Here is a 25,394-nt window from a genome sequence, read left to right as displayed (position 1 = left end):
CCTCGCCTCACCTGCTGGCCCATCGAGCCTGGACGCTCGGAGATGGTGCGGCTCTCGCCGGCTTATCGGAAATGGCCGCGCAAGGGATGGCATCCCCTGCCGAGCGCTCCGCCCGACACGTCGCCGTGCTTGGCTACGCTGCCGGGTCCGAGCATCTGGACCCCACCCTGCTGCCGGTCCTTCGGGAGGGACTTGTCTGGCTCGCCGCCCGCCCTTGGAACCGCCCGTTCCGGCCGCCGACGCTGGAGGTCGACGGCGTGTCGATGCTTGGCGTGGCCCTGGGTGCGAACAGCATCGGAGCCTCGACCGAGGTGGGCGGCCTCGGGGCGCTCGCGGTCGCAAGTTGCGCGTCTTCGGGCCTATCGGCCTTTAACCGTTCACTAATGGCGGCCGCGGCCCACCTCCTCAAGGCGCCGGGGCGGCCGGATCTCTCGACGATGCTGCCGGAGGTTCGCGTCGCTCTCGCTGAACTTGGTATCGTACCGGGTGATGCCGGCACCCACCGCGATGCCTGGCGCAACGCCATGCTTCATGTCGCCGTAGAAGGCGGGGTCGCACAGACGGTCCTGACCCTGCGTGCCTTCAATGCCCTGTGCGAACGCAACATGCCCGCGCGGCTCGGGCGGCTTGAGGCCGATGACGTGGTTCGCGTCCTGCAGGGTGTCGTGCGGTCGTTCCGACACTGGACCTGGGAGGACAGGCCGCGGACCAGGACCTCGCCAACGGTGCGCTGGGACATCGAGCATGAGTACCATGTCCAGAACCTCCTCTGGTCAGTCATGGCGCCCCTGTTCCCGGATCTGAACGCGGAGGAGTACACGCCTCCGGTAGGCCAGAAGAACCCGCGGATGGATCTGACGGTGCCCAGCCTCCGGCTGGTCGTGGAAGTCAAGTTCGTGCGGCCCGGGGCACGTTTCGCGGACATCATTGAGGAGGTCGCGGCTGACGCGTCCCTCTACGGGGCCGACCCTAAGTGGGAGGTGTTAATCCCGTTCATATGGGACGACTCCCGCCGCTCCGAGGAGCACGCCACCCTGGTCGAGGGACTGCGCAAGCTGGAGATGGTCCACGATGCGGTGGTCGTGCAGCGGCCGGGCAAGATGGAACGTATGGTTCCTCCGGTCATCAATGGCCCCGTTGCCCGGAGGGCCGGGCGTAGGGGACCGGACACGATGCCGGCCGGTTCGGCACGGTCGGGGTCGTGCGACCATGAACCGGGATGACAGGCGAATTCGATGAAGCTTGAACGACTGACAATTCAGAACTTTCGTTGCTTCGGTCCCGAGCCATCCCTCATCAAGTTCCACGAGGGCGTCACGGCCTTCGTCGGCAACAACGGTTCGGGCAAGACGGCGATATTCGCCGCGCTCGGCAGGCTCTTCGGCGTCTCGACGGCGCAAAGGAGCGTCGTGAGATCGGACTTCCATGCCCCGCCGGATCTGGACGAGGTCGCCTCCGGGGCGAAACTGGTCATCGACTGCGTGCTTGGCTTTCCTCATCTCGGCGAAGGTGAGGACGACGCTGCGGTCCCGGAGGTGTTCAGTCACATGGGGGTGTCGGGGCCCGGCGAGCCCCTGAGAGTGAGGATCAGGTTGGAAGCGACCTGGACCGACGACACCACTCCTGGGGGTGTCGTCGAGGAGGACATCCGTTGGATATCCTCGTTCGACAACGAATATGATTGGGCAAGATGCCGAAGGGTAGCGGCGCTGGAGCGCAGCCTCATTCAATTGGTCTATGTGCCGGCGAACCGCAACGCGTTCGATCAAGTCACAAGCCTTCTGAAGGGCAGACTCTGGCGGGCTGCGCGGTGGTCGGGCGGCATGTCCGAGGCGGCTTCGGCAACCGCTGGTGAACTGCAGGCGCGCTTCGACGCGGAAGCTCCCTCCCGTTTCATCATCGAACGGTTGGAGAGGCGATGGAACCAGGTCCATCGCGGGGATTCCGCTGCCAGACCCGTGCTACGGCTCGTCGAGAACCGGCTTGAGGATCTGGTGCGCCAAGCGGAGTTCGTGTTCCTTCCGGACGCATCAGGACAGGCTCGCCACCTGCACGACCTGAGCGACGGCCAGCGGTCGCTGTTTCACATCGCGCTGACCGCAGCCACATTGGAGATGGAACGCGACGCCTTCGTGGGGGAGCCTACGGAAGGAGCCTTCGACCAGGAACGTCTACGTAGGACCTACCTGACATTGCTGGTTATCGAGGAACCAGAGAACAGCCTTTCCCCGTTCTTCCTCTCCCGCATCATGACGCAGGCGCGAGAGATCGGGGCCATGGACGGGGCGCAGGTCGTCGTCTCCAGCCATAGCCCGAGCATCCTTGCGCGTGTCGAGCCGGAGGAGGTGCGCTACGCCAGGCTCAATCCACGAACCGGCATCTCGCATATCCGGGAGTTGAATCTTCCTGACCAGCAAAGCGAGGCCAGCAAGTTCGTCCGGCTCGCAGTGAAGGCCTACCCGGAGCTGTATTTCGCCCGCTATGTCGTCCTTGCGGAGGGTGAATCCGAGGCCATTATCCTTCCACGTCTGGCGGAGGCCATGGGTGTTCCGTTGGATAAGTCATTTGTGCCGGTCGTGCCTTTGGGCGGCCGCTTCGTCACCCACTTCTGGAGGCTACTCGAAAGCCTTCAGATCCCATACGCCACACTTCTGGACCTGGATCTCGGGCGCCAGCACGGCGGGGGCAAGGCTATCGAAAAGATCGTCCAGGAGTTGGGGGCGGTTGGCCGCTCTCTCGAAGGAACCTGGGAGGTGGTCATAGGCGACATCGACCTCGACAGGATCGACGAGATCGATGATGCGAGGCTTTTGGACGACGGTGATGACAACGATTGGTTGACGGCCCTCAGGGAGAAAGACGTCTACTTCTCTTTCCCCATCGACATCGATTTCGCGATGATACAGGCGTTTCCCGATGTTTACATGCGCACGCCGGAGGGCAAGCGAGGTCCGAGGAACGGTCCGGGGGCACTTACCGAGAAAAAGGCTACCACCCTCAAGACGAATGGCGACGTTGCGTTGTACGATGAGGATGAAACCTACGACAACGCGTTCGTCTGGTACCCCTATCTATTCCTAGGCGCCAGCAAGCCCGGGGCGCATTTGGCGGCTTTAGGGTTGATGGATGAGGAAACGCTCAGGACCGGGGCGCCAGAGGTACTTGTCTCGCTCGTGGAAGCCATCAGGGCGGGACTGCCAGCATGACGCTCGTGCGCCCGCAGGATTGGCGACCGCAGGGCATCGCCAGTCTTGAGGACCGGGCATGGGAGGCATTGCGCGAGACCGACCAGTGCGTCTGCGTCACGGCCGGCGCCGGTTCCGGCAAGACCGAACTGTTGGCTCAAAAGGCGACCTATCTCCTACAGACCGGAATCTGCCCTGCGCCGAAAAAGGTGCTGGCCATTAGCTTCAAGAGGGATGCCGCCGCCGCGTTGAGTGCCCGGGTCCGGTTGAGACTCCCCAGGGCTCATTCCTACCGTTTCGTATCGATGACCTTCGATGCCTGGACCAAAGGACTTTTGGACCAGTTTCGGCGTGCGCTCCCATCGCCTTACGCCCCGGACGCAGACTATGACATCAGCTTTCCAACTCGCGACATCGCCAATGCACAACTCGCGAGGATTGGATCGAGCCTCACTGCGAAACAGCTTGAAGATCTGGTCGCCGCCACGAAACTTCCCCTTGAGGGACAGGACTTGCCCCGGGGGTCGAGGGCGCTCCTCGAAGCTTACTGGCAGGACCAGTACGAAGGTCGTGAGACGACACTCCTGACATTCACGATGATAAACCGGCTTGCGGAATGCATGTTGCGCCAACATGCCGGGATACGGGCGGCGCTGCGAGCAACCTACCCTTTCGTGTTCCTCGACGAGTTCCAGGACACGACCTCCGCGCAGTTCGAGCTCGTCGGAACGGCCTTCTGTCCCTCCACGACGCACATCACGACGGTGGGCGACGACAAGCAGCGCATCATGGGCTGGGCCGGGGCGATGCCGAACGGTTTCCAGACATTCAGCGAGGCGTTCCACGCCCGACGCGTCAGCCTGCTGGCCAACTGGCGGTCGCACGCGGACCTTGTCGCGATCCAACACTTGGTGGCTGCCCATATCGACCCCGGGGTGGAGCGGGCGGAGGCGAAGAGAACTCGGTCAGTCGACGGTCAAGTATCTGCGATCTGGGTCTTCAGGAACAGGCAAGCCGAGGTCGACAGGTTGGCATCCTGGCTTGCGACGGAGATCCGTTCGGGTCGCGTCGAGGCACATGACATCGTCCTGCTTGTGAGACTCCACGCCGACAGGGTTGAGGCGGAGCTACAACCCGCCTTCGAGGCGGAGGGCATCGTCCTCCGAAACCTCGCGCGCAGCGTCGGCGAAGTGACGCTCCAAGATCTTTTGACGGAGGAGCTGACGACGCTCCTCCTGCCTCTCCTACGAGCCAGCGCGAGTACGCGGGCGCCGGAGGCTTGGTCCACGGCGGTGGAACGGATGACGGCGCTTCGGTTCGTTCACGACGATGACGTGCCGCGCCGCGTGATGCGTGATGTGGAAACCCTCACGATCTCAGTCCGCCGGTTCATGGCGGAAACCTCGCCGAAGGAGGCGCTCGCGGAGTCCCTGGTGTCGCTTCTTGTCGAAGGCATCGGCGAGGACCTGATCCGGCAATCCACGTCTGCCTATCAGCGCGGGGCCGATTATGGGCGCATACGCGACGGGTTCGTCAGCCTGCTGGGCGAGTGCATGTCCGCGTCCCGTGACTGGCAGGAGGTGCTGGATCGCTTCGAGGGCAAGGGACAAGTCCCCTTAATGACCATCCATAAGAGCAAGGGGATGGAGTTCCATACCGTCGTGTTCTTTGGGCTCGACGGTCAGAGTTGGTGGAGCCTGAAGCCCATGAACACCGAGGAAATGAACTCCTTCTTCGTCGCGTTGACCAGGGCCGAGCAGCGGGCATTCTTCACCTGTTGCGCCGAGCGAGGTCGACCGATCGGCTGGGTGGAGGAACTGCTTGGGGATGCCGTTCCCCGCGTCATTGGCGGGCCCGTCGACACTATCCCGCGAGACGGTGCCTAATCCGGGCATGTTGGCAATCAATCGCATGACGCCCGTCCCCTTGGTGCCGGCGCGGCACGCCGTCGTGGATTGACTGGCGTTCGTGTCCCGGATCGCAATGCCCCGGATATGAACCATAGGAACCCAGACCGTGCCGGACATTCGTCTATGACCGCCGCGCTATTGACCCTAAAAACGAGACATGAATTCCTGCCTAGGAGAAGGAGTTGGGCAATCCGTCATGGCGCTTGATCAAGACGGTTGCGGCCCGTTCCCGGAGGCCGGCACTCCCGCGGGCGAGACCAGGGTCGATCTGACGCTCCCTGATGTATGGGGCCTTGACGAGGCAGGGCTGGCACGCTGGTTCCCCCATCTCGATGGGCGATGGACCGACCAGACCAAGGCGCTGGTCCAGCGGTTCACCGCGTCGGGCCTCGACCTAAACTGGAACTGGTTCGAGACCGCCACCGACTGGCAGTGCACTTGTTGCGGACGCCGCAAACCCGAGATCGTGCGTCTTATCGAGGGCGGCACCCTGTTGGCGCACCTGCACGTTCACCACGACCATCTGCGCGAGCACCTGGGAGGACGTTTAAACGAGCGGTTTGGAATCCCCTGGGCCAAGAACGTACCCACGGCGGCACGCAATGCCAGCGACCACATGCGAGCCCTCGTGCTGCGCTTTCTCGACACGATGGTCTGCGACGGATGCAACGCTGCCGAGGGCGAGGCGAAGAAGGCGCTTGGGCGCGACGTCCATCGACATTTCTCGTTCACGCCCTCGGAGATCTCGCGTTTCGTTCGCCCGCGGGCGAACGCCCTACACGAGGTCGACATCGAGACGGCGCGAGCCATCTGGCTCGATCTTAGAGCAGGGTTCGAAGATAGGCTCGCGTTCGTCGAGGTCTTGGTGGAGCGTCTCGCCACCGGGTCTTTCGCGGTAGAGCGCAACGCCAACTCCCGGCCATTGGTGCAGCCTTCGGCCCTGGACGACTTCCTTGGCCGCCAGTTCCTGAAACAGAGTTCGGTTCGGGAACTTTGTTCGTGGCGCGGCCGTCTCTGGTCTGACTTGAGCGTGCGCTCCTTGAGCCGCGATGGCATCGGAAGGTCGAGGCGACCGCAGCGCTTATCCCGCGCGAGAACACCTACGGACGTGGAGTATGCCACCTTCGAGGAAAAGCCGAAGCGGGCCTGGGAGAGAACCTCTTCGGATTGGTCCTGCCCGGGCTGCGGGAGGGGCAAGCGCGCGATCCTAAGGCTGGGGGGCTCCGGGCAGTGGTTCGGCGAAATCCGGATCCACGAAGGCGTGCGGTTGGAGGGCAACGCGGAGAACCTAGCTTACCGACGTGAGCTCTACCCCGAGCATCTCGACGCCCCCGTCGTATCGGATAGGCGTCAGAGGTTCGTCTGCTCGGATTGCGGCGACGTGAGCTCCGAACTTCGGAGGGCCCGACCGGATTTAGGAACGCCCATGCTGACACTGCAGGACGTTCGCGATTGCCTCGGCGATATCCGCGACAATGAGAAGACCCACATTGACCTCGACCGGGCAGCGGAGAGGGCCGAAGGCAACTTCGACCTACAGCGGGCGGATTGGGAGTTCACGGTTCACAGGGACATCTCCGGCGACCTCTGGGCGCTTCGACTCCGCTACGGGTTGGCAGCGAAGGATGAGCTGCGAGCGGCATTGACGAGCTTCGCACACGCGTCCGGGGTGGCACCGGATGCAACGCCCGAAGCACTTGGATGGCTGTTGCGTCAGGGCAAGGCCTTCAGGAACCAGACTTGCGGGCCCGATTAGGGCAGCGAAACGCGTCCGACACTGAGAGTTAGGCCTGAAGGGACTTTCACGCTCCGGCAACGGAGAAGTCTGCGGTGGGCTCGGCAAGGCCGACTTTTCCATCCCGAGCTACCGGTGCCAAGCCTCGTGGTGACATCCAGTCCATAGGGCCCTGCCTTCTTCGCCCAGGTAGCACGGCGCCTACCGCCTATCGGGGCCATTGGGGAGGAGCTCCAACGTTCCCTCTCTCTCAGCCTAGGAAGTGGAAGGCCGTGCGGCGAACGATAAGGACACAGTCCCACTGTCGCGGTTCGCTGATCCCTTCGTCTACGAAGCATTGCGCTTCCGAACGAAAGGCCGCTCTGGTGGGCTACGGATGAGGTCCGCCCATTCAGCGATCCGGGACCGCACTCGTGTCGAGAAACCGGTTTCCTTGAACCTTCCGTTGACACCTGAGGATGGGGGACTTCCGCTTGGCGTCTGCAAGCCTTATCATCTGCTTCCATCAGGAAGGGACGTGGGGAGGACCCTGCGTCGAGTCAGTCGAATGAGTGATTTCCGGCAGATTTCCGAATTCATCGCGGCTGCGGGATCCTCCCGTCCCGCGACGCTTGCGCCTGGCCCCTCTCTCGACGACTTAAGCCGCTCGACCAGGCAGCCGCGGAAGCCTCAGGCAAGTGGGAGTGCGTTGGCCGCAGGAGATCGCCCCCGGGTCGATGGAAGCTCAAATATCGAGAGAGCAGCTCTGCGCAGGCTCAAAAAGAGGATCGCGCGTGTAGGCGCAACAGGACCAACCCTCCTGGAGGGATTGGAAGCCCTCAAAAACGAAGATGTATCTCGCCGGGAAAGCGAAGCTGCTTCGGTACCTCATGCGGTCCCACCGGGCGTTGACACTGCTTGGGCAGCCCTTGGGCGGGACATTGGGTTCCTTCCGGTATGGGATGGGATTGCGGTCATCGAGTACACGAGCCCGACCTATGTTGGCTCGCTGAGTGGGATCGATGGGGCACCGCAGAAAGCCGCTAGGCTGAGCGAGCTTCTCTCTGAGAGAGGTGGCGAGGACTCCACGTTGGTGGTGGCCATACCGAAGCTGCCTTCCGAGGAAACCGACGCGATTTGCGAGACGGGCGCCTACCTCGTCGAGGTGCCGGAAACGTTCTGGGCGCTTGATGCCACGGGCCGGATCGAGGTTTGCCGAGGCTTGGTTCCTGAGCCTAAGGGTATCGAGCACTTGCTCCCTGACATCACGGCCAGCGACATGAAGCTGTCCGAGAGGGTTGTCGGTGCGTATTCCGCCAGGAATTCAGGCCTTGACGCGGAGGACGTCAAGGAATGGCTTCGTAGGCTGGATGAAGCTCAGCGGGTCGCATAAGTCGACCGCATGCACATGGACCCGGTGCTGGTGGCGCATGCCGCTGGCGACAACTGCTTCGAGATCAGTGGTGAGTTCGCGCCTGCGAGCATCCGTGACCAGATGGTCAGGGCGCGCTTGGTCGTCGATCGCCTGATCGAAAACGGCCTCCTCGACAACGAAAGCCTTAGCCTTCTCGTGATCGGGGCAGGATCCACGGGCCTGACGGCGGCGATCCGCGCAGCAAGCTTGGGCGTCAGGACCGTCGTTGTGAGCAAGGACAAGCCCGGCTTTCGATTGAGACGCTGCCTATCAAGAGACGTCGAGCCGACGCTCTACGATTGGCCGGCTTCGCACTGGCCGGAGGCGCGCTTCCCATGGGCCGGTGAAACCATGCCACTGACCTGGGAGGCCATGGTCGCCAGCCGGATTGCCATCGATTGGAGCAATCAACTCAGAGCCTGGCGGAGCAAGCTCGGTTCGTTGCTCGACATCCGGTATTCGACAACGGTCAAGCTCGCCTTCTCCCCTTCCGGAAGCATGCGGGATGACGTTGAGGCGACGTTCAACTCCCCAACGGTAACATACGCAACGGAGCGGTTTGGGGCGGTCGTCAGTTGCATCGGGTGGGGCAGTGAAAGTTGCGAGGCCATCTCGACGCCTCATGCCCAGAGTTATCGCGGCTTCGATTTCTGGGATACGGACCAGTTCCAGGGCCTGAATTGCGGATTGTCGTCGCAGCCGAACATCCTGATCTCGGGAGGCGGCGACGGTGCTCTCCAGGACCTTATCCGGATCTTGACGCGCAAAAGCGCGGCGCAGGCCTTCGCGCTCATCCTGGACGCCCTGCGAGGCCATGCCGGCGTGCTCGCGGCCATGACGGAAGAGATCCGCGAGGCGGAGGACATCGCCCGGCGTGCCTTGTCCTGGAACTTGCACGAGAAGCATGACGCCATGGCATTCAAGCGCCTTGAAGCCGCACATATCAGGGCCATCGCGCACCTCCAGGGATCGGCTGCCTGGCCGTCGGTCGACCGTGCCATCAAGGCGATGCTGATCCCTTCGATGCCCCTTATCCACTTGGTGCACTCCAAGCCGTACTTCGCTCAGTGCTACCCATTGAACCGGTTCATTGGCTTGCTACTCATCGCCGTTGCCGCCGGGGAGATCAGAAAACCGAACACCCGGGTCGTCCGCGTCGTGGGCAAAGGTCACATCTGCGAGGGGAAACCAAGGACTTGCCACGGCAAGGCCCACGACGTGAGCATCAGGGATGCTGCCGGTGCCATCACCACCACGACGTACGATGTCGTCATCCTGAGGCATGGCCTCGTGGGCCCGAAGCGCTTCCTTCCAGGTAAGGCCGTAAGGGTCAGGCAAATCCTGCCGTATTGCGTCCAGCAATAAGCCATTCAAGGATTAAAACTTCATTCCCGTTACGGTGCGCCGGAGGACGAAAAAGTCCGACGTCTGAAACCGGCAGCCCGCTCGTGGTGAGGATTAGACCGCGTCGTACAGTCCCGCCGGATCCTTAAGCATTCGTCGTCACCTCATTGGCGGGGGATTACGTCGCCGTACGACGGTATCGCTTGGCGCCATCTTCATCCTCGTCGAGGTCAAAGTATTTCCAATGCGTTATACGGACGCCCATTTTCTTGTTGAGCATGCCCCGGGTCAGCGGCTCGCCAAGGGCGTTGGCTTCGCCGGCCAATGATGCCGGGAGGAGCCTGAGGATATCCCGGTCCGGCACCCACACATCTTGCGGAAGAACATCCGCAATCGCACGCATCACCCTATCCCAGAACTCAGCCGCCTTCAGGTCCGAAACCCGCTTCCGCAACGCCGCCACGTCGGCCTCCAAGTCCACGCGACGCGCGCGGAGGGGCACCACCTCGCCCTCCATCTCCGCCAACCGAGCCCGCAGCAGCACGTTCTCTCGTGTCGCCACTTCAGCCTCGACATAGGCCTCGTCCATCAACTCACGTGCCGCCTGCTGCTCCGCATGCAATCGCCCGAGCTCGGCTTCCAGTCGATGGTTCGCCTCGATCATCGCAGCACCCCATAGGCCCCTAACGAAGCTCACGAGGTCGCCCTTCATGCGATCGGGGATGTCGTTCACCTCAAGACGGGCGTCGTAGTTCCGCGCAACCTTCCAACTCAGCAGGTGCGGACCGACCTCTCGGGACGTCCCACCCCGCCCGTGTTGTTGCAAAACCTCGATCACATTCCGCTGGCTGACACGCTTACCCGAACGACGGACCTCGTCCGCAGCCCGCCATACCTGCGTCTCGTCCGGCATCTCAACCCCCTGTCAAACAACGGATCTTATCCCGCACAGGGTTAATTCTTCCTGCCGTTTGGGAAGCAGGCTGCGGGATGCGCATCCCGCGTCCCGCTTCCATACGAGTCGCACTTACTAGCTGCGCCTGGTCGCCCGGAACGCCTGGACGAACCCTTTCTGTGGGTGATCGACCGCCCCTCATCGGGCCACGCCACCAATCGGGAGGTAAAAATTGCACGGGACCCTGGGCGCCCCATTTCCTGTCCGATAGGCCTGCCAAGCCCGCTACCTTACTGAGAATGAATCATTTTCATGATCGCTATACAATCAGCCCTGCTCATCGCGACCTTGCTGACATCTAGTGCAAACACAAAATTCCATAGCTCCCGCTAGATTATGACTTGAAATCGTATGGGATCAGCTGCATCTCGGGGGGCATGACCTCGATGATGAAATTCTCGGCGAACGGGACGGGGCATCCCGGACCGGCGCGCACTGATTCCTCCTCCTGCGGATAGCCTCGCGTCCAAACGCGATGCCCCGGGAGACCCATTTGACGGACCACTCCCGATGACACGATCCCATTCCCCCTTTCGAAAACCCGCTGCCGGCATCGCGGCGAGCATTGCCTCGCCTGCAACCCGTCACTGGCGCGCCAAGCGCCGTCCCGACCCCGACACCCGCGAGGGCTGACCCGGCGCCGAAGAGCGTGCCCGGCTGCCTCGTGTGGGGAGGCAGCCATGACACGCAATACTTCGACCGAGGAATTCCTCGCCTATCCCGAGCCCGATGACGACGGGACCGACGAACCTACCACCGTGACGTCGGGCTTGGTTGCCCCGCATCTGAGCCTCGGGGGTCATTTGCTGGAAGCGGCGATGACCCCGGCGCAACTGCGGCGGTTTCGGTACTCGCCCGGCCTTTCTGTCCTGATCGAGGCTCCGACCCCGGCCTGGGTCGCCCCCCTGCGCTCTGCGGCGGCGGGAATGGCAAACTGGCAGCATATCGAGGCCAGGGACGGGACCGCCAGGCACGCCCGGAAGCCCACCGAGGGCGAGAACGAGCTCGCCCGCGTTCTGGGAGCAGGGCATCGCCTGGTGGCCGTGAGCCACGCTCCTGAACGCCTCTTGCCGCCTTCCGTGGTGGCTGCCGCGGATATGAGGATCCGGACCGGCCACCCGACGGCGGCGGTGATCCGCAAGGCCATCCGTGACGCTACCGGAACATGGCCCAGGCCTGGCTCCGACAAGCTTGGGGCTAGGCTCGATTTCTTCGACCTCGTGAGCGCCATCAGGGTCGGCAGCGATGCCCGGTCATGCCTGGATCGTCTGGCGAGGGCGACCGCCGGCATGACGGTGGTGACCCAGTTCCAGGCGCATGTCCCACCGCTGGAGGACTTGTGCGGTTACGGCGAGGCGGGCCAATGGGCGAAGAGGCTGGTCGACGACGTGAATGCATGGCGCCGAGGCGAGATCCCAGATTTCTCGACCATCGACCGGCAAATCGTCTTCGCTGGTCCGCCAGGCACAGGAAAGACTACGCTTGTCGCAAGCATTGCCAAGTCATCCGGTTTGCCTCTGATCACGACCAGCGTTGCCAAGTGGTTCATCGACGGGACCGGCTACCTCGACAGTGTGCTGAAGCAGGCCGAGGCCACCTTTTCGAAGGCTGCGGATGCTGCCCCGGCGATCCTGTTCCTGGACGAGATCGACGCCATTCCCAATCGGGCGACCACCAGTTCGCGGAATGCGGATTACTGGGCACCTATCGTTGGGTACATCCTGCAGTTCCTCGACGGCATATCCTCCAGCGCGCCATCGTCGTTTAACCTCGTCATCATCGGTGCGACGAATTTCGGTGATGCCCTCGATCCGGCCTTGGTACGCCCGGGCAGGCTGTCGAGGGTCATCAAGATCCTGCCGCCCGATGAGGAGGCCATTCCCGGTATCTTGCGCCAGCACCTGGGCAAGGATCTCGAAGGCGTCGACCTTGGCCACATCGGAGGTGTCGCCGTCGGTGCCACGGGGGCGGTTATCGCGGGGTGGGCGAAGGGGGCAAGGCGACGGGCTCGCGTGGCACGGCGCCCGATGGAGATCGGCGACCTCATGGCCGAGATCCTTGCCCCGGATAACCGGTCACCGGGGGCGATATGGCGATGTGCCGTCCATGAGGTTTCACACGCCCTCGCGGCGCACATGACCGGTTCATGCGTTGTCCAGACGATCTCGATCCTCGCAAACCCCACCCAGGGCGGTCGCATGATCGGGGCCTACCCCGACGGAGAGGTCACGCGTACCCGTGCCGACATCGAGAACATGATCGTCACCGCCCTGGCCGGACGTGCCGGCGAGATCGTCTTCGGCATGGAGGCCTCTACCGGGTCGTATAGCGACCTAACGACCGCCACGAACCTCGCGGCCTCCATCCATGCAAGCTTCGGCATGGGCGAAGGTCTGGTGCAGCGGCGGCTAATGGATCGCGCTGCCTCACTGCTCGACGAGGATGCGAATTTTAGACGCCTCATCGAGATGTCGCTTAAGGCCTTCAGCGCCCAGGCGGTGGAGATCATCACCCGCTACCGCGACCTCGTCGAGGTCTTGGCCAATCGCCTAGTCAAGGACCGCCAGATCGACGGCGTTGCCTTCCGTGAACTCATTGATGGCTATGAACGCAAGCTCGTTCAGGGTCCCGCCACCCGGAATGGGGGACCCCGCCATGGATGAGCAGCTTCTCGCGTTCTTAGGCACCTTGGTCGAAGTGCGATCCGAGCTCGGCGAGGGTGTCTACGAGGCGGCAATCGAGCGGGCCAGGGTCGCCGTTGCCCACGAAGTGCTCGTTGAGGCGGAGCGGAGGGCCATCCGGGGACGACGCTCAATGGTTACCCATGGCCACGCCCCGGGGGTTGTCATCGCATTCCCGGGCAATCCTGGTCATGCCTGAAACTAACCGGCCATGACGTCACGAATTGGATCGCACTCTCGAAAAACGCTCGACCGTTCCATCATTCCCTGGGCTTTGATCAATCGCCCAGGGTTTTGTTAACCTGATGGCAGGGGAACTCTGGCAGTATAAAACTCCCGACCAACAGACGCGAACCCGGCCATGACCTGGCCCAGACCGGAGGAGGCAAACATGATCTGCATGACCAGCATCGCTCTCCGGCTCGGTGGCGTTATGAACGCTGCACGCCTTCCCGGTTGGAAATGACCCGGCGCCCTCTTGGGCGCCCACACCTTCGACATCGACCGAAGGCCCCCATCATCACGCGATGCCGCCGATATTCCCGATAGCCTCGCCCCTTCGCTGAGTACCGGCGCCCTTCTCGCCCATATCATCCCCGAACTCATACCCTCCGTCCGGCGCTGCTTCCATGCTGGTGCTTCCCCGCCGGAGCTGACTTGGCACCTCAGCGGTGCCCTAACCTTCGCACCCTTCCGAAGGCACGCCCGAAGGCGTGCGGTGTCTTGCCCGATCCCCAGGAGTTCGCCATGTCAGGACTTGAACGCATCCTCGCCGCAATGGCCTCCGGCGAAAACATCCCCGGCCACATCGCGGATTTCCTCGATCCCAAAGGGGGACAGGCGCGTCGTTGCCAAAGGGAGACATGGGCGCAGCCGTTCGCGTGCAGCCCGATCTCATCGGCGTCGACTTCGCTGGAATGACCCCGGACCGGAAGCTCGCCCCTCGCAAGACGGGCCCTCAGGTCGGTACGGTCAGCGATCCGGTTCGAGGCGCCAGCCTGATGAAGCGCGTGCACCGTGATCGGGGCGTCACCCTGAGTGACGCTCACGTGGACGATCAGGTGGCCCAGGTCATCGTCGGCCTGATCCGTGTCCGGCGCGCCCTTGACCCGCTGACCTTCGACAACCTCCTGGGATCGGTCCTCGCCGAGATCCAGATTGGGCTGGACGTGGCGGAGGAGCGGTCGCTGGAGGAATTTCACACCCGACCCACCGGCCCGAACGTGGTCCGGTTCCCCGGTCTACGCCCGGAAAGGAATAGTCAAGCATGACCCAAGGAAGGAGTCGATGGTTCTTGAAACCGATCGTTTCGTCCTGGGCGCCGAACGCCATTTCTGGCATAAGGAAACCATGACGAACGCAACGCAACACATGGCCGCCTTCGCGTGGGCCTACCGTCAGTCCGGCTCCAAAGCCTGAGGTCGTTGCGGACCTTCGGCCGGGAGCACCGGCCGACCTAAGCCCCCGAGGGACGGCCGCCCAGCGGCCACGCACCGGCGCAATGCCGGACCGGGAGGCTATCATGTACCTTAATGTAAAACCCCCACGTCTTGCACGGCAATTGACGCCGGTTAGTGCATTTGCGCGCCGGCAGATCCCTGCCTCACAACAAGTCGAGGCCTTGGGTCCGTCTCATCACCCTTGCCTGGAAGTGAACAGCCATGCCCGCGGTCGTGTCGAAAGACAGTTCTGCCGCCCACCCACCTGTATCCCTTCATCGCTCCGCGCGCTCTTACGCGACGGGTCACTCAACCGGAGGATGCCTCGATGACACCCTCGAAGCCGTTAAGAAGCTACGCGTCCGACGCGTTCTTCTCTGAAACGCCCACACTGGGTCGCAAGAACACTGAAGACCAGACGGCTCAACTCAGCAGTCTCATGAACCCGGCCGGCTCCGGTCAGTCCGACTTCCGCAAAGCAGGCTCCTGAGCAGCGTGTCGGAATCCGACTGACCGAACCGGCGGCCCGCCTGCGGACCGCCTCCCAAGTCCCCGCCCTCGTGATGGGCAACCGGGAGTCAGTACGATGAGGGGAGCGTTTAGGTACGCTGCCGATGAAGGCGGCGAAGTGGAAGGCTTGCCTTGCGGCGACGGCGGTGAAGTCGACCTCCATTTCGAGCGCGTGTTCACCATCGCCGAGGTGTCGGAAAAGCTTGGCCTTTGCGTTCGACAAGTGAAGGCTCACATCGACGACGGCAACCTCATCGCCGTCGATGTTGGGCGCGGCAAGGAACGTAGAGACCTGCGGATCCTCGATGAGGATTTGGAAGGCTTCGTGCGCCGTCGAAAGACCGGTGCCGTTCCGACGCTGCGCGCCGCTAGGGATCCGATTACCCCTCCGCCATTGCCGTCAGCGCCGAAGGGCTACGCCGCCCGCAGGGAGGCACGACTAGCCGCTCGGCGCTGATACCCAACGGTCTGCGCCAGACCGCCGACGGAACTCAATCCGTCGGCGGTCCCAACCACCCCTCAACCGAAATGGCCCTGAACCACTCCATCGGCACCGCCCGTGGAGACAGGAGCCGCATGTCCAAAAAAGGTAGGACCGGACGATGAGCACAACGACCGACACCAGCACGATCACCGCCATCCAGGCGATTGCCACCAAGAAGTGCAAGGCTGCCAGTAAGAAGGGCAAGTCTCCTGCACTAGTCTGGAAGCCGGAGAATAGTCCGTTTTACCACATGGACTTTCGCGTGAAGAAGCAGAGGGTCACAGGCTCGACAGAGTTAAGTGATAAGCGTGCCGCAACTGTCTTTGCTAAGGCTGAGCGAGACAAGGTCATCGCGCTTCAGCAAAAGCTTGGAGCCGCGCGGGGACGCGACATCACTTTCCTCGCCGCAGCTGACCGCTACTTCAGCGAGCGTGGGCAGTTCGCGACTAACAGCTACAAGATCGAGATGGCGCTCGATTGGCTCACCGATCGCATTGGTGAGAAGACCATGATCTCTCGTATCGACGACGAGATGGTGGCTCGTCTGATGGCGGAGCGGCGCCAGATGTACCGCTACGACAAGCCAAAGTGGGGGCGTGTTTCGACAAACACTGTAAATCAGCACGTTCTAGATATTATCCGGGTCGTGTTGACCCGGGCACGGAAGAGCTGGAAGATCCCGCTCCCTGATGAGCCAGATTATAAGCTCCATCGGTTGCCAATCAAGGAGCGCGTGCAGGAACTCAAGGTTCGCCAGGAAATAACCTTGAGTGGGCAGCGTCAAGATTACTGGGCTTTGTGCCAGTTCGTACTCGTGACAGGGTTAAGGAAGCGCGACGCTCTTATCATCTGGGAAAGCGTCGACTGGGAAGATCGCGTCATACGCACCACAGTCAAGGGTGACAAGCATCATGAGGTGCTGATCACGGACGAAATCGAAAAGATGCTTCTTGCGCAGCAGGGGCATCACGAGACGTTCGTTTGGACTTACGTGGAGACCAGAAATTGGACCAGGAAGAAGACAGGAGATACTTTCCGCGTAGGTGAGCGTTATCCAATCACCTACAACTCATTCAGCTCTAACTTTGCCCGGATGCGTGCAAATGCTGGGCTAAAGGACATCCGCATCCACGACCTGCGAAAGACTGCAGGCGCGCGCATGCATCGAGCGACAGGTGATTTGGTCGCGGTTCAGTCTTTGTTGGGCCACGCGAACATATCACTCACACGGAAGCACTACATTCGCATCACTTCGCAAGACGTGAAGCAAAGAATGCTGGCGACAAGCGCCTACTACGCTAAGCTTTTGGCGAGCGCAAAGAAGGGCGGGGCTGACCCATCAGAGGCCAACGAGGCGTAGGCCGGGTGCAGTTTGTACGTAAGCGGAGGCGCTCGAAGGGGTGCCCCCGCTTTTTTGTCAGGTGTCAGCCTGCGGTCGCAACAATCGCGTCAGTAGGCCATCAAACGCTGCGCAAGCGGTCGCAGAGATCATAGGCCAAATCACGGTGGCTCGGCGGGAAGTCTCTCGGCTCCCCGAGCGTACTAAGGCGCCTAGCGAATGCCGTCAGCATGGATGCCACGGATACCCAAAACCAGTCGGGTACGGGATCCTTTGCAGCATCTAAAACAGCCCGAAGGCGTTCGCGGACCGGCGGATGATCCTCGGAAGCGTCCCAAAGATCACGAGGGGTTACGACGAGGATGGTAAGCTGAGCGATAATGACACCCAGGATACGCTTAGCACGAACCCAGCCAGGACGATTTGGGTGATGCTCTTGCTCGTATTTGACGGCTCCGTCGAGCATCAGGCTGAGTGCCCATGCATCACAGGCACGCTCTTCCTCAATGATGTCATGCGGTGCATCTCCGCCCGCATCAAAGAGGGCATGCCGGATCTCGTGAGCAAACACATATGTTCCGGCCATGCATACGAGATCGAATGTCGCCTTCTCCTCAGGGTCTGGCAGTTTCATCCCCTCGGCCGGGAAGGGGACATCCGATGGCCAGTCGAAGTCTGCAAGCGAAAGTATCCCCGAGAGGCCGCGCACTTTGTCGTAGACCCTGTCGAAGGCCCCATCCCGCTCGGCCTGCGCTGGCACCTCGCCCCAGCTAACGGGATCAAAATCAAGATTTTCGAACGCAAGGACCGTGAGGGCGTAGTTGTAGGCCTGGGTAGCGCGCCAGGCTGCATAGCCGGTAAGCCAGATCTGGCGGAGTGCGATTTCATTGACTTGGATCGTTTCTGTTCCGGGAACGAAGCCGAGCATAAAACCGTCTCGGTCGAGCAGCCGCACTCTGTCCTGCGCTAGCCCCCATTGGGCTTTGAGTTCAGCCTCACGTTCAGGTACGGCGCCGCTAAAAAGCGTATCCACAGCTGCTGAAACGTCCATCACGTCCTCCTCAGGCGACGTCGGCTTTGGTCAGCGATGCTGGGTATAGCAACAGCAGGCTGGCGTCATATGCCGGTGAGCGGATCCTCCGCTTGCCCAGGGCCCATTTTGAGGCCGGGCTTTTAGTGGTGTCTATGCTGCTCGGCGGCGATCACTACGCCCGGTTCACACAAAGTCCCGAAATTGATTCCAAATCGCCCTGCGTGATCGGGGCATCTTTAAGCCGTTCCAATGACTTAGCCTGGCGACAAAATGAAGTGAGACACTTCCTGCTTCCGTTTAGAGGGTAAGTCGGAAAAAGCCCTAATCTCGCTCGACCTGAGATGGATAAGTGGCTGATTTTGCTGGCGCTTGCCTCCTGCGGCAAGCATGGGATTGGCATTTCAATCAAGGCATCTGCGATGCATGGATCTGCAGGCATTGCATCACTTCGGGCCCTAAATCACCAAACTCGTTCCAAACTCAAAACGCCCGGTTTTTAGGTGGCTGATGAGGCGAAGTTGTCTTAGGTGCTCGCCCCGGACGCCTGAATGTTAAGCCTCTGCCGATTACGCGGCCATACGATCGAGGAGTTCGGAATTGGGCTATCCGAGAGGTCCCCTCCTCAAGACCCTCGCGGCGCGTATCCTGGCGAACCTCGATCATGTCGAGGAGCACGCCCCATTGTCTCAAGCGGCCCAAGATGTCCTTAGCAGGTGCCTTCGCACGCCTACCCGAGCGCTATCGATTATGGCGTAGCAATGACTGCTTAGGCCTGCCGAACCTCCGAAACTGCCGTTCTACATTCCACCCGACCCAGCCGCGCATTCCTCCGATCCCGATGCCCGTACGCGGACGTCGAACCATAAACGCCCTAAGAACGGGATCTTCTCGACCAGTGCTTGGCTGCATCCGGATACCTATCGGTCGATGCAAGCGAACTTCAGGACGACGTGTCCGCGGATTGGAGTTGGCGCCGCTACGATGCCGGGATGCCATGGTCTTTATGGCCCAGGGCATGACGCACTCGCCGATTGTGGCTGCCAGCTGGGCTGATATGGTTCGCCCGTCAATCGCCGGGGCGACCCTAGCAGCAGGATCGCAAGCACCCCTTGCGTTCAAGGTCCGGCCAGGCGATCATGCGGACTCATAAAGGACCGTAACGATGAAACGCTTGGTGCCGCCCCCGACCGCCTGATCCCGGAGAGCGATGCCGCGCGCCCAGCCTCCGCCATTGCGAGAGGCTGCCATGCCCCAAGTTCATTTCGTCTCGGATTCCCACGTTGGGCACCAGGCCCTCCTCAGTCCGAGGATGCAGACACAACGGTCGTTCGCTTCGATCCGGGAGCATGACGAGACCCTGGTCGAACGCTGGAACGCCGTCGTCCGCACGGAGGACACAGTCTGGCACCTGGGCGACTTCGCCTACCGGTGCACCGAGGCGTACGCTCTCTCGATATTTTTGCGCCTGAACGGACGTAAGCTCCTCATCCGGGGCAATCACGAAAGGATCGGTGAGCGTCTTCCCTGGGCCGAGCCCGTCCGGGACGTGGCGATGATCACCCTGCCGGACTCGGAGGGCGTGATGCGGTCCATCTGGCTGAGCCATTACCCCCACGTGAGCTATCCACGCTCGAACCGGGGCGGGCTTCACCTGCATGGGCATTCCCATGGCTCGGTCCCGGGCACGGCGACGCGGGCAGATGTCGGCGTGGATTGCTGGGACTGGGCCCCCGTGACGTTGGACCGGATCCTAGCGCGCTTGGCGACGAACGGATCGGGGACATGACTGCCTCCCGCCTTTGGGTTTTCTCCGACCTGCATCAGGACTGGCCGGAGAATGCCTGGGACCCTGCTGCGCATGCGCCGGCGGGTGGTTTCGACGTGGCGGTCGTCGCCGGTGACGTGCACATGCCCCTGGTCCGGGCGCTGGAGTGGCTGGGCGAGCGCTTACCCGGCGTTCCGGTGGTCTACGTGCCCGGCAACCACGATTTCTGGTGGGACCGGGGTGAGGAGCGCTACACGATCCATGACCAGCTGACCCGGGGGCGTGAGCGGGCGGACGCGCTCGGCATCCATCTCCTGATCGACGACGCGGTCATCATCGACGGCGTTCGGTTCGCAGGTGGCACCCTCTGGACGGACTTCCGCCTGGGGTCATTCGACCTGAACCATGGCTTTCGGACCGCCCAGGGGCGTGGCGGGATGGTGGATTACCGCCGGATACGGACGGGTCCGAGGTCGCGCAATCGCATCGAGCCCGAGGAGGTGCTCGCGATGCACCGGATCACCCGTGCCTTCATCGAGGACACCCTGGCCGTGAATCATCCCTGCCCCACGGTGGTGGTGACCCACCACGCACCCCACCCGGCGAGCCTTCCCAGGGCCGACGCGGACCTTCGGTGGTGCGATGCCTCGGACCTGTCCGATCTTATCCTGGCCCGGGGCCCGGACGTCTGGGTACACGGCCACGTCCACCATGCCTCGGATTACCGGGTGGGTGAGACGCGAGTGGTCTGTAATGCGAGGGGGCATACCGGGGAGCGTACCGGTTTCCGGCCTGGCAAGGTGCTTCAGATTGGCTGGGCGTAGTTCGGTAAAAGCGCTCAACACCAAGTGAGGAACAGGCCCCACTTAACACATTAGCCTGCTCTCGTTGGTTACCACTCTGGGGTTCGTACCGTTGTCCCGGTATGGCCGTAGGCTTAGGCCCGACGTCTTATGCAGGGATTCACTTCGCGACGAGGCGTTGGACGATACGGATGTAGAAAACAAGTTGTCCGGACAGTCCCATTACCGAATTATAAAGTGCCGTCCCCTGGCACTTTCGCGGTAGGAGGTACCGTACGTCTGCCAGCAAGTTTGCGCGGGCTCCTTCGCCTGTCTACGGTATCGCTTGCCACCACCTCATAGCGGGGGATCTTGTCGATTTCTGGCTTGAGTGAGCGGGGCGGGAAATGCCCGTACTTCTTGCCTTCGGTGCTGGGCGCATGCCCCTGGATGTAGTCGAGCTTTGTCGAATCGACACCGGAGATCCTGGCCACCGTCTTGAACCGGTGACGCCACCCATGGTTGGGCTGGACGTTCGGATCATTGACGCCGAGCACGCGAACCCACTCGGCGATCTTCTGCCCCATCCTGACGCTGGGGGGGGTCGCGGGAGAGCCGTTACGGCTACGCCCCAGGTTGTAGAACAACGGACCTGCTGGCTTCTTCTTGACGAAGTCCAGGAAGCCCTGCTCGATAAGGTGCTCGTGGATCGGGACCTCACGTGCGTTGCCGTTCTTTGTCGTACCCGCCTCGGGGGTTATGTCCACGACCCAGATACCCTGCCTTAGTTTCACGTCCTGCCGCCGGAGCTGTGTCATTTCATTGACGCGGGCTCCCGAGTAGGCGCAGAGCCACGGCACCCAGCGGCGGGCATCCTTCAGTTCGCGCGAGGAAAGATCGTTCTGTGGCGCCAGCGATGCCGACAGTATCATCTCAGCTTCCTCGTCCTTGAAGTCAGGCTCCCTGAAGGTCTTTTTCTTCTTCACCCTCACCGTAATGTCGGCGGCCGGGTTGGAACCGAGCATGGATTGTTCCACTGCGAAGCCCAAAAGCGCCTTGGGTGCTGCCAGGTAAACGTCCCGGATTGTGAGCGGCGCAAGCTTAGAGCCCTCGCCAGACACCTTGTCGCGCCAACGGATCACGTCCTCCTTGGTAACCCTACGCAGGTCGTCGAAGCCGACGAAAGCAATGAACCTCCTCAGGACCGGATGCCACCGCTTAACGGTCGCCGCGCTTGCCTCTGTCTCCTTTACGTATTTGGCCCAAAGCTCCTCGAACTTCAGGGGTGTGACAGCCGACAGTGACGCCGGGAAGCGGAGGGCGTTCGCGTCCGGGGTATAATCGCCCTGGGCGTTCCGCAGGAGAGTTTCATGCGCCATCCGGGCCGCCTCCCCGGCGGCCAGTACGATGCGGCGACGGTCCTCCTCGGAGACGACGAAGCCCTTGGAAGCCAGGAATTCGTCCACGGTTGCGCCGACACGGATGTCGACCACTGCATCGGCCTCGGTCCAGCCGGCCGCAAGCCTGAGCGCCGATGGCTTTTTCTCAAAGCGTCCACGCAAATCCGGCTGGCCGGTTTTCGCTTCCGTCGGATGAGGTGTCGATGGCGCGGGCTGAAAGCGGTCACGCAGTTCCTGCAGGACCCTGTCCGCTCCTATCAGCCGGCGCCAGTGCTCCGCTGGACCCGGCTCGTCGGAATGTTCGGCCACCTTTGCCCGGTAGATGTCGCCAGCCAGGGCACTGACCTGCTTGGCAGTGAGGGGTTGGACACCGTTGCGGAGGTTCGCCCAGCGTTCCTCCAGCTTAGAGGCGGCCGCATACTGGAGGGCCCTGGCCTGGGCCGGGTCCTTGGTCCCGAGCGATTTCTTCTCGTGGGTACGGCCGACGAGTTCGATCAGGTCCTGAGGCACGCGCCTTCGGAGGTAGTAGACGCCGGTCTTCGGATGCTTCCAGGGTCGGGCCATTGGCAAGGGCAATGTGTACCACCTGTGTGTACCACCAGGCGGACGAGAAAGCCAAGATAATCAATAGGTTGAGTCGGATCAGGCACTTAGGGGAGTGCTTGGCGGAGAGGGGGGGATTCGAACCCCCGATGGGCTTGCACCCATGCCGCATTTCGAGTGCGGTACAATCAACCGCTCTGCCACCTCTCCGCGGGGCGCCTCGATGAGACGGAGGCTCGTTAGCACGAGTGCGGCGGAGATCGCAAGACGAGAACCGCCCCGCCAACCGATGATCCGCCCCGTTACCGGAGGCGGCCGCTGCCAGCGGCCGCCTCCGGTCCATCGTTCAGGCGCGGGCGCCCAGCGCTGCGGCGACCTTGCGGGCGAAAGCGACGGGATCGCGCGGGGTGTCGCCGTCTTGGATGCGGGCGAGATCGACAAGGGTGGAGGCGGCCTCGGCAACGTCCTCGCCGGCTGCCGCCTTCGCGCCGAGGGAGACGATCAGCGGGTGGCGCGGGTTGATCTCGAGGATCGGCAGCCCGCCCGAGCCGCGCCCGGCCCGGCGCAGGAGACGCTGCATCTGCAGGTCCGGCCCGCCGCCGGAGGCCGAGAGCACCACGGCGCTCTCCACGAGGCGATCGGTGGTCCGCACGTCGGCGACGTCCTTGGCGAGCGCCGTCTTCAAGGCGGCGATCAGGGCATCGACGGAAGCCGGTGCCTCGCCATTCTCCTCACCGGCAGCGATCTTTGAGAGGTCGAGGCCGCCCTGCGTCACGGACCGGAGGGGCTTCTCCTCGAAGCGGCCGAGCTGTTCGGGCCAGAACGCGTCGACATGGTCGGAGAGCAGCAGCACTTCGACTCCGCGGGCGCGGAACCCTTCGAGCTGCGGAGAGGAGGCCAGGGCGTCGGCATCGTCGGCGACGAGATAGTAGATCGCTTCCTGGCCGTCCTTCATGCGCAAGACGTAATCCGGCAGCGAGGTCCAGCCGTCCACCGCGGACGAGCGGAAGCGCAGGAGCGGGGCGATCTCGGCGCGGCGCTCGTAATCCTCGTAGATGCCCTCCTTGAGGACGGGGCCGAAATTCTCCCAGAACGGCTGATAGCCCTCGGCATCCTTGGCCCTGGTCGTCAGTTCGGAGAGGACGCGGCCGGTGACCGCACGCCGGATCTTCGTCAGCACCGGCGTCGCCTGCAGCATCTCGCGGGAGACGTTGAGGGGCAGGTCCTCGGTATCAACCACACCCTGGACGAAGCGCAGCCAGGTCGGCAGCAATTCGGCCTCGTCGGTGATGAACATGCGACGGACGTGGAGGCGCAGCTTGCTGGCGCGCTCGCCTTCCACCGCCTGGAACGGCTTCATGCCGGGGATGAACAGCAGCGCCGAGAATTCGAGCGCGCCCTCCGCCCGCCAGTGCAGGGTCGCCCAGGGCTCGTCGAAGTTCATGCCGACATGGCGGTAGAACTCGGTGTACTGCTCCTTCGTCACCTCCGATTTCGACTTGCGCCACAGGGCCGTGCCCTGGTTCGCGGTCTCGGTCTTGCCTTCGGAGACGATGGCGACCGGCACGGTGATGTGGTCGGCCCATTTGCGTACGACGTGGTCGAGCCGGTAGCTCTCCAGGTATTCGTCGGCATCTTCCTTGAGGTGGAGGACGATGTCGGTGCCGGGCTCGTCGCGGGTCGCCGCCTCCAAGGTATAGCTGCCCTGGCCGTCGGAGGCCCAGGTCCAGGCCTCGTCTGCGCCGGCGCGGCGCGAGGTGACGGTGACGCGGTCGGCCACCATGAAGGCGGAGTAGAAGCCGACGCCGAACTGCCCGATCAGGCTGGGTTTGTCCTCTGCCTTCCCGTCGCCGAGCGACTGGCTGAAGGCGCGGGTACCCGAACGCGCGATGGTGCCGAGGTTCTGCGCCAGCTCGGCCTTGGTCATGCCGATGCCCGCATCGGCGACGGTCAGGGTGCGCGCGGCCTTGTCGGGCGAGATCGTGATCGTCGCGTCGGGCGACGGTGCCGAGACCGCCTGTGTCAGCGCCTCGAAGCGGCGCCGGTCCATGGCGTCGGCGGCATTGGCCACCAGTTCGCGCAGGAAGATTTCGCGGTCGGAATAGAGGGCGTGGACGACGAGGTCCAACAGCCGCCCGACCTCGGCACCGAATTCGTGCCGTTCCAGGGTATCGCTCAAGGGGTTGCCTCCGGGGATCGAACGCTGGGCGATATGACCCCTGCTGCACGGAAATTCAATGCGCGCGGGCGTTTGCCTGGCCTTCCGGAGAGCCGGTCCGGACCTGGACGGACCGGGGGCTCATCTCCGCACGCCGCCGAGGGAGCGCATCTTCGCGGACATGCAACCATGTCCGCTCTCAGGCGTAGCCGTGCCAGACGCAACATTTTGAGGGACGGTGACGATGGAACCGATGAAGCCGATGAAACCCATGGAGCCAATGAAGCCCATGGAACCCATGAAACCCATGAAACCGATGTCCGGCGGCGAGGCCTGGTGGCCGCAGGAACTCGGCCAGCCCTCCACCAGCGGCGGACAGAACGGAATGCGCTACGCCTTCTTCCCGGATTCGCGCCGCCTCGTCATAGACACCGACGGCAAGCGCACGACCTACGATACGGGCGACCACCAGATCAGCGGCGTTTCCCAGAGCAACGGCTCCGCGCCGACCTTCTCGTCCCGGCAGGGCGACGTGTCGGTGAAGGACCTGAAGACCGTCGACTGAGTATCGGCGCGGCGCCGGGGCTCGGCCCGGCGCCGCGAACTCCGGCGATCGACATAGCTCACCAGCACCGGGCAATCGCGTTCCGTCGGTCGTGTGCCTGGGCGTGGTGTAGCTCGGTGAGGACCACCACGATCACCGGCTTGGGCCGGGACGATCAGGCTGCCAGAGTGGGC

General features: G+C 62.8%; 18 protein-coding genes and 1 tRNA gene. 14 read left to right on the top strand and 5 right to left on the bottom strand.

Going from position 1 to position 25,394, the window contains the following annotated elements; all coding sequences use genetic code 11:
- Positions 1–86 precede the first annotated feature (86 nt).
- The 6 genes from ACFQ4G_RS19120 (at position 87) to ACFQ4G_RS19095 (ending at position 9,588) form a co-directional block, all read left to right on the top strand.
- Positions 87–1,223, top strand: a complete 1,137-nt coding sequence (locus ACFQ4G_RS19120) for a PD-(D/E)XK nuclease domain-containing protein (protein ID WP_238209257.1) — start codon at positions 87–89, stop codon at positions 1,221–1,223.
- 12 nt (positions 1,224–1,235) lie between these two features.
- Positions 1,236–3,206, top strand: a complete 1,971-nt coding sequence (locus ACFQ4G_RS19115; protein WP_238209256.1) for an ATP-dependent nuclease — start codon at positions 1,236–1,238, stop codon at positions 3,204–3,206.
- Positions 3,203–5,071, top strand: a complete 1,869-nt coding sequence (locus ACFQ4G_RS19110) for a UvrD-helicase domain-containing protein (RefSeq protein WP_238209255.1) — start codon at positions 3,203–3,205, stop codon at positions 5,069–5,071. The genes ACFQ4G_RS19115 and ACFQ4G_RS19110 overlap by 4 nt, the downstream gene beginning before the upstream one ends.
- Positions 5,072–5,291: 220 nt before the next feature.
- The gene (locus ACFQ4G_RS19105) at positions 5,292–6,851 is read left to right on the top strand and encodes a hypothetical protein (RefSeq protein ID WP_238209254.1); all 1,560 of its coding nucleotides are present in this window, start codon (positions 5,292–5,294) and stop codon (positions 6,849–6,851) included.
- 787 nt (positions 6,852–7,638) lie between these two features.
- Positions 7,639–8,202: a hypothetical protein gene (locus tag ACFQ4G_RS19100; RefSeq protein ID WP_238209253.1), complete on the top strand. Its 564-nt coding sequence runs from the start codon at positions 7,639–7,641 to the stop codon at positions 8,200–8,202.
- Between the two features lie 15 nt (positions 8,203–8,217).
- Entirely contained in the window at positions 8,218–9,588 is a 1,371-nt protein-coding gene (locus ACFQ4G_RS19095; RefSeq protein ID WP_238209252.1) for an FAD-binding protein, read from the top strand.
- A gap of 157 nt (positions 9,589–9,745) precedes the next feature.
- Here the strand turns inward: ACFQ4G_RS19095 and ACFQ4G_RS19090 are convergent, their stop codons facing one another.
- Positions 9,746–10,480 (bottom strand): DNA-binding protein, encoded by a 735-nt coding sequence (locus ACFQ4G_RS19090; RefSeq protein WP_238209251.1) that lies wholly within the window; start codon positions 10,478–10,480, stop codon positions 9,746–9,748.
- An 800-nt stretch (positions 10,481–11,280) separates the two neighbouring features.
- On the opposite strand from ACFQ4G_RS19090, the gene ACFQ4G_RS19085 reads away from it, so the two are divergent.
- The 5 genes from ACFQ4G_RS19085 (at position 11,281) to ACFQ4G_RS19065 (ending at position 16,996) form a co-directional block, all read left to right on the top strand.
- Positions 11,281–13,185 (top strand): AAA family ATPase, encoded by a 1,905-nt coding sequence (locus ACFQ4G_RS19085; RefSeq protein ID WP_238209250.1) that lies wholly within the window; start codon positions 11,281–11,283, stop codon positions 13,183–13,185.
- Positions 13,186–14,084: 899 nt separating this feature from the next.
- Positions 14,085–14,474 carry a hypothetical protein gene (locus ACFQ4G_RS19080; protein WP_238209249.1) on the top strand — a complete coding sequence of 130 codons (390 nt, stop codon included), beginning with the start codon at positions 14,085–14,087 and terminating at the stop codon, positions 14,472–14,474.
- 16 nt (positions 14,475–14,490) lie between these two features.
- On the top strand, positions 14,491–14,622 hold the full coding sequence (locus tag ACFQ4G_RS19075; RefSeq protein ID WP_379040850.1) for a hypothetical protein: 132 nt from the start codon (positions 14,491–14,493) through the stop codon (positions 14,620–14,622).
- A gap of 606 nt (positions 14,623–15,228) precedes the next feature.
- Positions 15,229–15,609, top strand: a complete 381-nt coding sequence (locus ACFQ4G_RS19070; protein ID WP_238209248.1) for a helix-turn-helix domain-containing protein — start codon at positions 15,229–15,231, stop codon at positions 15,607–15,609.
- Positions 15,610–15,754: 145 nt separating this feature from the next.
- Positions 15,755–16,996, top strand: coding sequence for a tyrosine-type recombinase/integrase (locus ACFQ4G_RS19065; RefSeq protein ID WP_238209247.1), 1,242 nt, complete (start codon positions 15,755–15,757; stop codon positions 16,994–16,996).
- A 100-nt stretch (positions 16,997–17,096) separates the two neighbouring features.
- Here ACFQ4G_RS19065 and ACFQ4G_RS19060 read toward each other — a convergent pair whose 3' ends face one another.
- The gene (locus ACFQ4G_RS19060; RefSeq protein WP_238209246.1) at positions 17,097–18,026 is read right to left on the bottom strand and encodes a phage exclusion protein Lit family protein; all 930 of its coding nucleotides are present in this window, start codon (positions 18,024–18,026) and stop codon (positions 17,097–17,099) included.
- A 1,228-nt stretch (positions 18,027–19,254) separates the two neighbouring features.
- Between ACFQ4G_RS19060 and ACFQ4G_RS19055 the strand changes: the two genes are divergently transcribed.
- Both ACFQ4G_RS19055 and ACFQ4G_RS19050 read left to right on the top strand, forming a co-directional pair.
- Positions 19,255–19,794, top strand: coding sequence for a metallophosphoesterase (locus tag ACFQ4G_RS19055; protein ID WP_238209245.1), 540 nt, complete (start codon positions 19,255–19,257; stop codon positions 19,792–19,794).
- Entirely contained in the window at positions 19,791–20,597 is an 807-nt protein-coding gene (locus tag ACFQ4G_RS19050) for a metallophosphoesterase (RefSeq protein ID WP_238209244.1), read from the top strand. The genes ACFQ4G_RS19055 and ACFQ4G_RS19050 overlap by 4 nt, the downstream gene beginning before the upstream one ends.
- A gap of 209 nt (positions 20,598–20,806) precedes the next feature.
- On the opposite strand, the gene ACFQ4G_RS19045 is transcribed toward ACFQ4G_RS19050, so the two are convergent.
- The 3 genes from ACFQ4G_RS19045 to htpG form a co-directional block, all read right to left on the bottom strand.
- Positions 20,807–22,519, bottom strand: a complete 1,713-nt coding sequence (locus ACFQ4G_RS19045; protein ID WP_379040846.1) for a DUF6538 domain-containing protein — start codon at positions 22,517–22,519, stop codon at positions 20,807–20,809.
- Positions 22,520–22,618: 99 nt separating this feature from the next.
- Positions 22,619–22,708, bottom strand: a tRNA-Ser gene (locus ACFQ4G_RS19040).
- Positions 22,709–22,844: 136 nt separating this feature from the next.
- Complete coding sequence (gene htpG, locus ACFQ4G_RS19035; protein WP_238209242.1) at positions 22,845–24,677, bottom strand: molecular chaperone HtpG; 1,833 nt, start codon at positions 24,675–24,677, stop codon at positions 22,845–22,847.
- 223 nt (positions 24,678–24,900) lie between these two features.
- On the opposite strand from htpG, the gene ACFQ4G_RS19030 reads away from it, so the two are divergent.
- Positions 24,901–25,221, top strand: a complete 321-nt coding sequence (locus tag ACFQ4G_RS19030) for a hypothetical protein (RefSeq protein ID WP_238209241.1) — start codon at positions 24,901–24,903, stop codon at positions 25,219–25,221.
- Positions 25,222–25,394 lie beyond the last annotated feature (173 nt).

Source organism: Methylobacterium marchantiae, from assembly GCF_042679825.1.
GTDB classification, from domain to species: Bacteria; Pseudomonadota; Alphaproteobacteria; order Rhizobiales; family Beijerinckiaceae; genus Methylobacterium; species Methylobacterium marchantiae.
The sequence above is the reverse complement of the archived record's forward strand: the minus strand, read 5'-3'. Positions and strand labels throughout refer to the sequence as shown.

What these genes read in the sequence shown, in the direction of transcription:
- ACFQ4G_RS19120 (WP_238209257.1), top strand. Translation starts at nt 87, where the DNA reads ATGGCATCCCCTGCCGAGCGCTCCGCCCGACACGTCGCCGTGCTTGGC.
- ACFQ4G_RS19115 (WP_238209256.1), top strand. Translation starts at nt 1,236, where the DNA reads ATGAAGCTTGAACGACTGACAATTCAGAACTTTCGTTGCTTCGGTCCC.
- ACFQ4G_RS19110 (WP_238209255.1), top strand. Translation starts at nt 3,203, where the DNA reads ATGACGCTCGTGCGCCCGCAGGATTGGCGACCGCAGGGCATCGCCAGT.
- ACFQ4G_RS19105 (WP_238209254.1), top strand. Translation starts at nt 5,292, where the DNA reads ATGGCGCTTGATCAAGACGGTTGCGGCCCGTTCCCGGAGGCCGGCACT.
- ACFQ4G_RS19095 (WP_238209252.1), top strand. Translation starts at nt 8,218, where the DNA reads ATGGACCCGGTGCTGGTGGCGCATGCCGCTGGCGACAACTGCTTCGAG.
- ACFQ4G_RS19090 (WP_238209251.1), bottom strand. Translation starts at nt 10,480, where the DNA reads ATGCCGGACGAGACGCAGGTATGGCGGGCTGCGGACGAGGTCCGTCGT.
- ACFQ4G_RS19075 (WP_379040850.1), top strand. Translation starts at nt 14,491, where the DNA reads ATGGTTCTTGAAACCGATCGTTTCGTCCTGGGCGCCGAACGCCATTTC.
- ACFQ4G_RS19070 (WP_238209248.1), top strand. Translation starts at nt 15,229, where the DNA reads ATGAGGGGAGCGTTTAGGTACGCTGCCGATGAAGGCGGCGAAGTGGAA.
- ACFQ4G_RS19065 (WP_238209247.1), top strand. Translation starts at nt 15,755, where the DNA reads ATGAGCACAACGACCGACACCAGCACGATCACCGCCATCCAGGCGATT.
- ACFQ4G_RS19060 (WP_238209246.1), bottom strand. Translation starts at nt 18,026, where the DNA reads ATGGACGTTTCAGCAGCTGTGGATACGCTTTTTAGCGGCGCCGTACCT.
- ACFQ4G_RS19055 (WP_238209245.1), top strand. Translation starts at nt 19,255, where the DNA reads ATGCCCCAAGTTCATTTCGTCTCGGATTCCCACGTTGGGCACCAGGCC.
- ACFQ4G_RS19050 (WP_238209244.1), top strand. Translation starts at nt 19,791, where the DNA reads ATGACTGCCTCCCGCCTTTGGGTTTTCTCCGACCTGCATCAGGACTGG.
- ACFQ4G_RS19045 (WP_379040846.1), bottom strand. Translation starts at nt 22,519, where the DNA reads ATGGCCCGACCCTGGAAGCATCCGAAGACCGGCGTCTACTACCTCCGA.
- ACFQ4G_RS19030 (WP_238209241.1), top strand. Translation starts at nt 24,901, where the DNA reads ATGGAACCGATGAAGCCGATGAAACCCATGGAGCCAATGAAGCCCATG.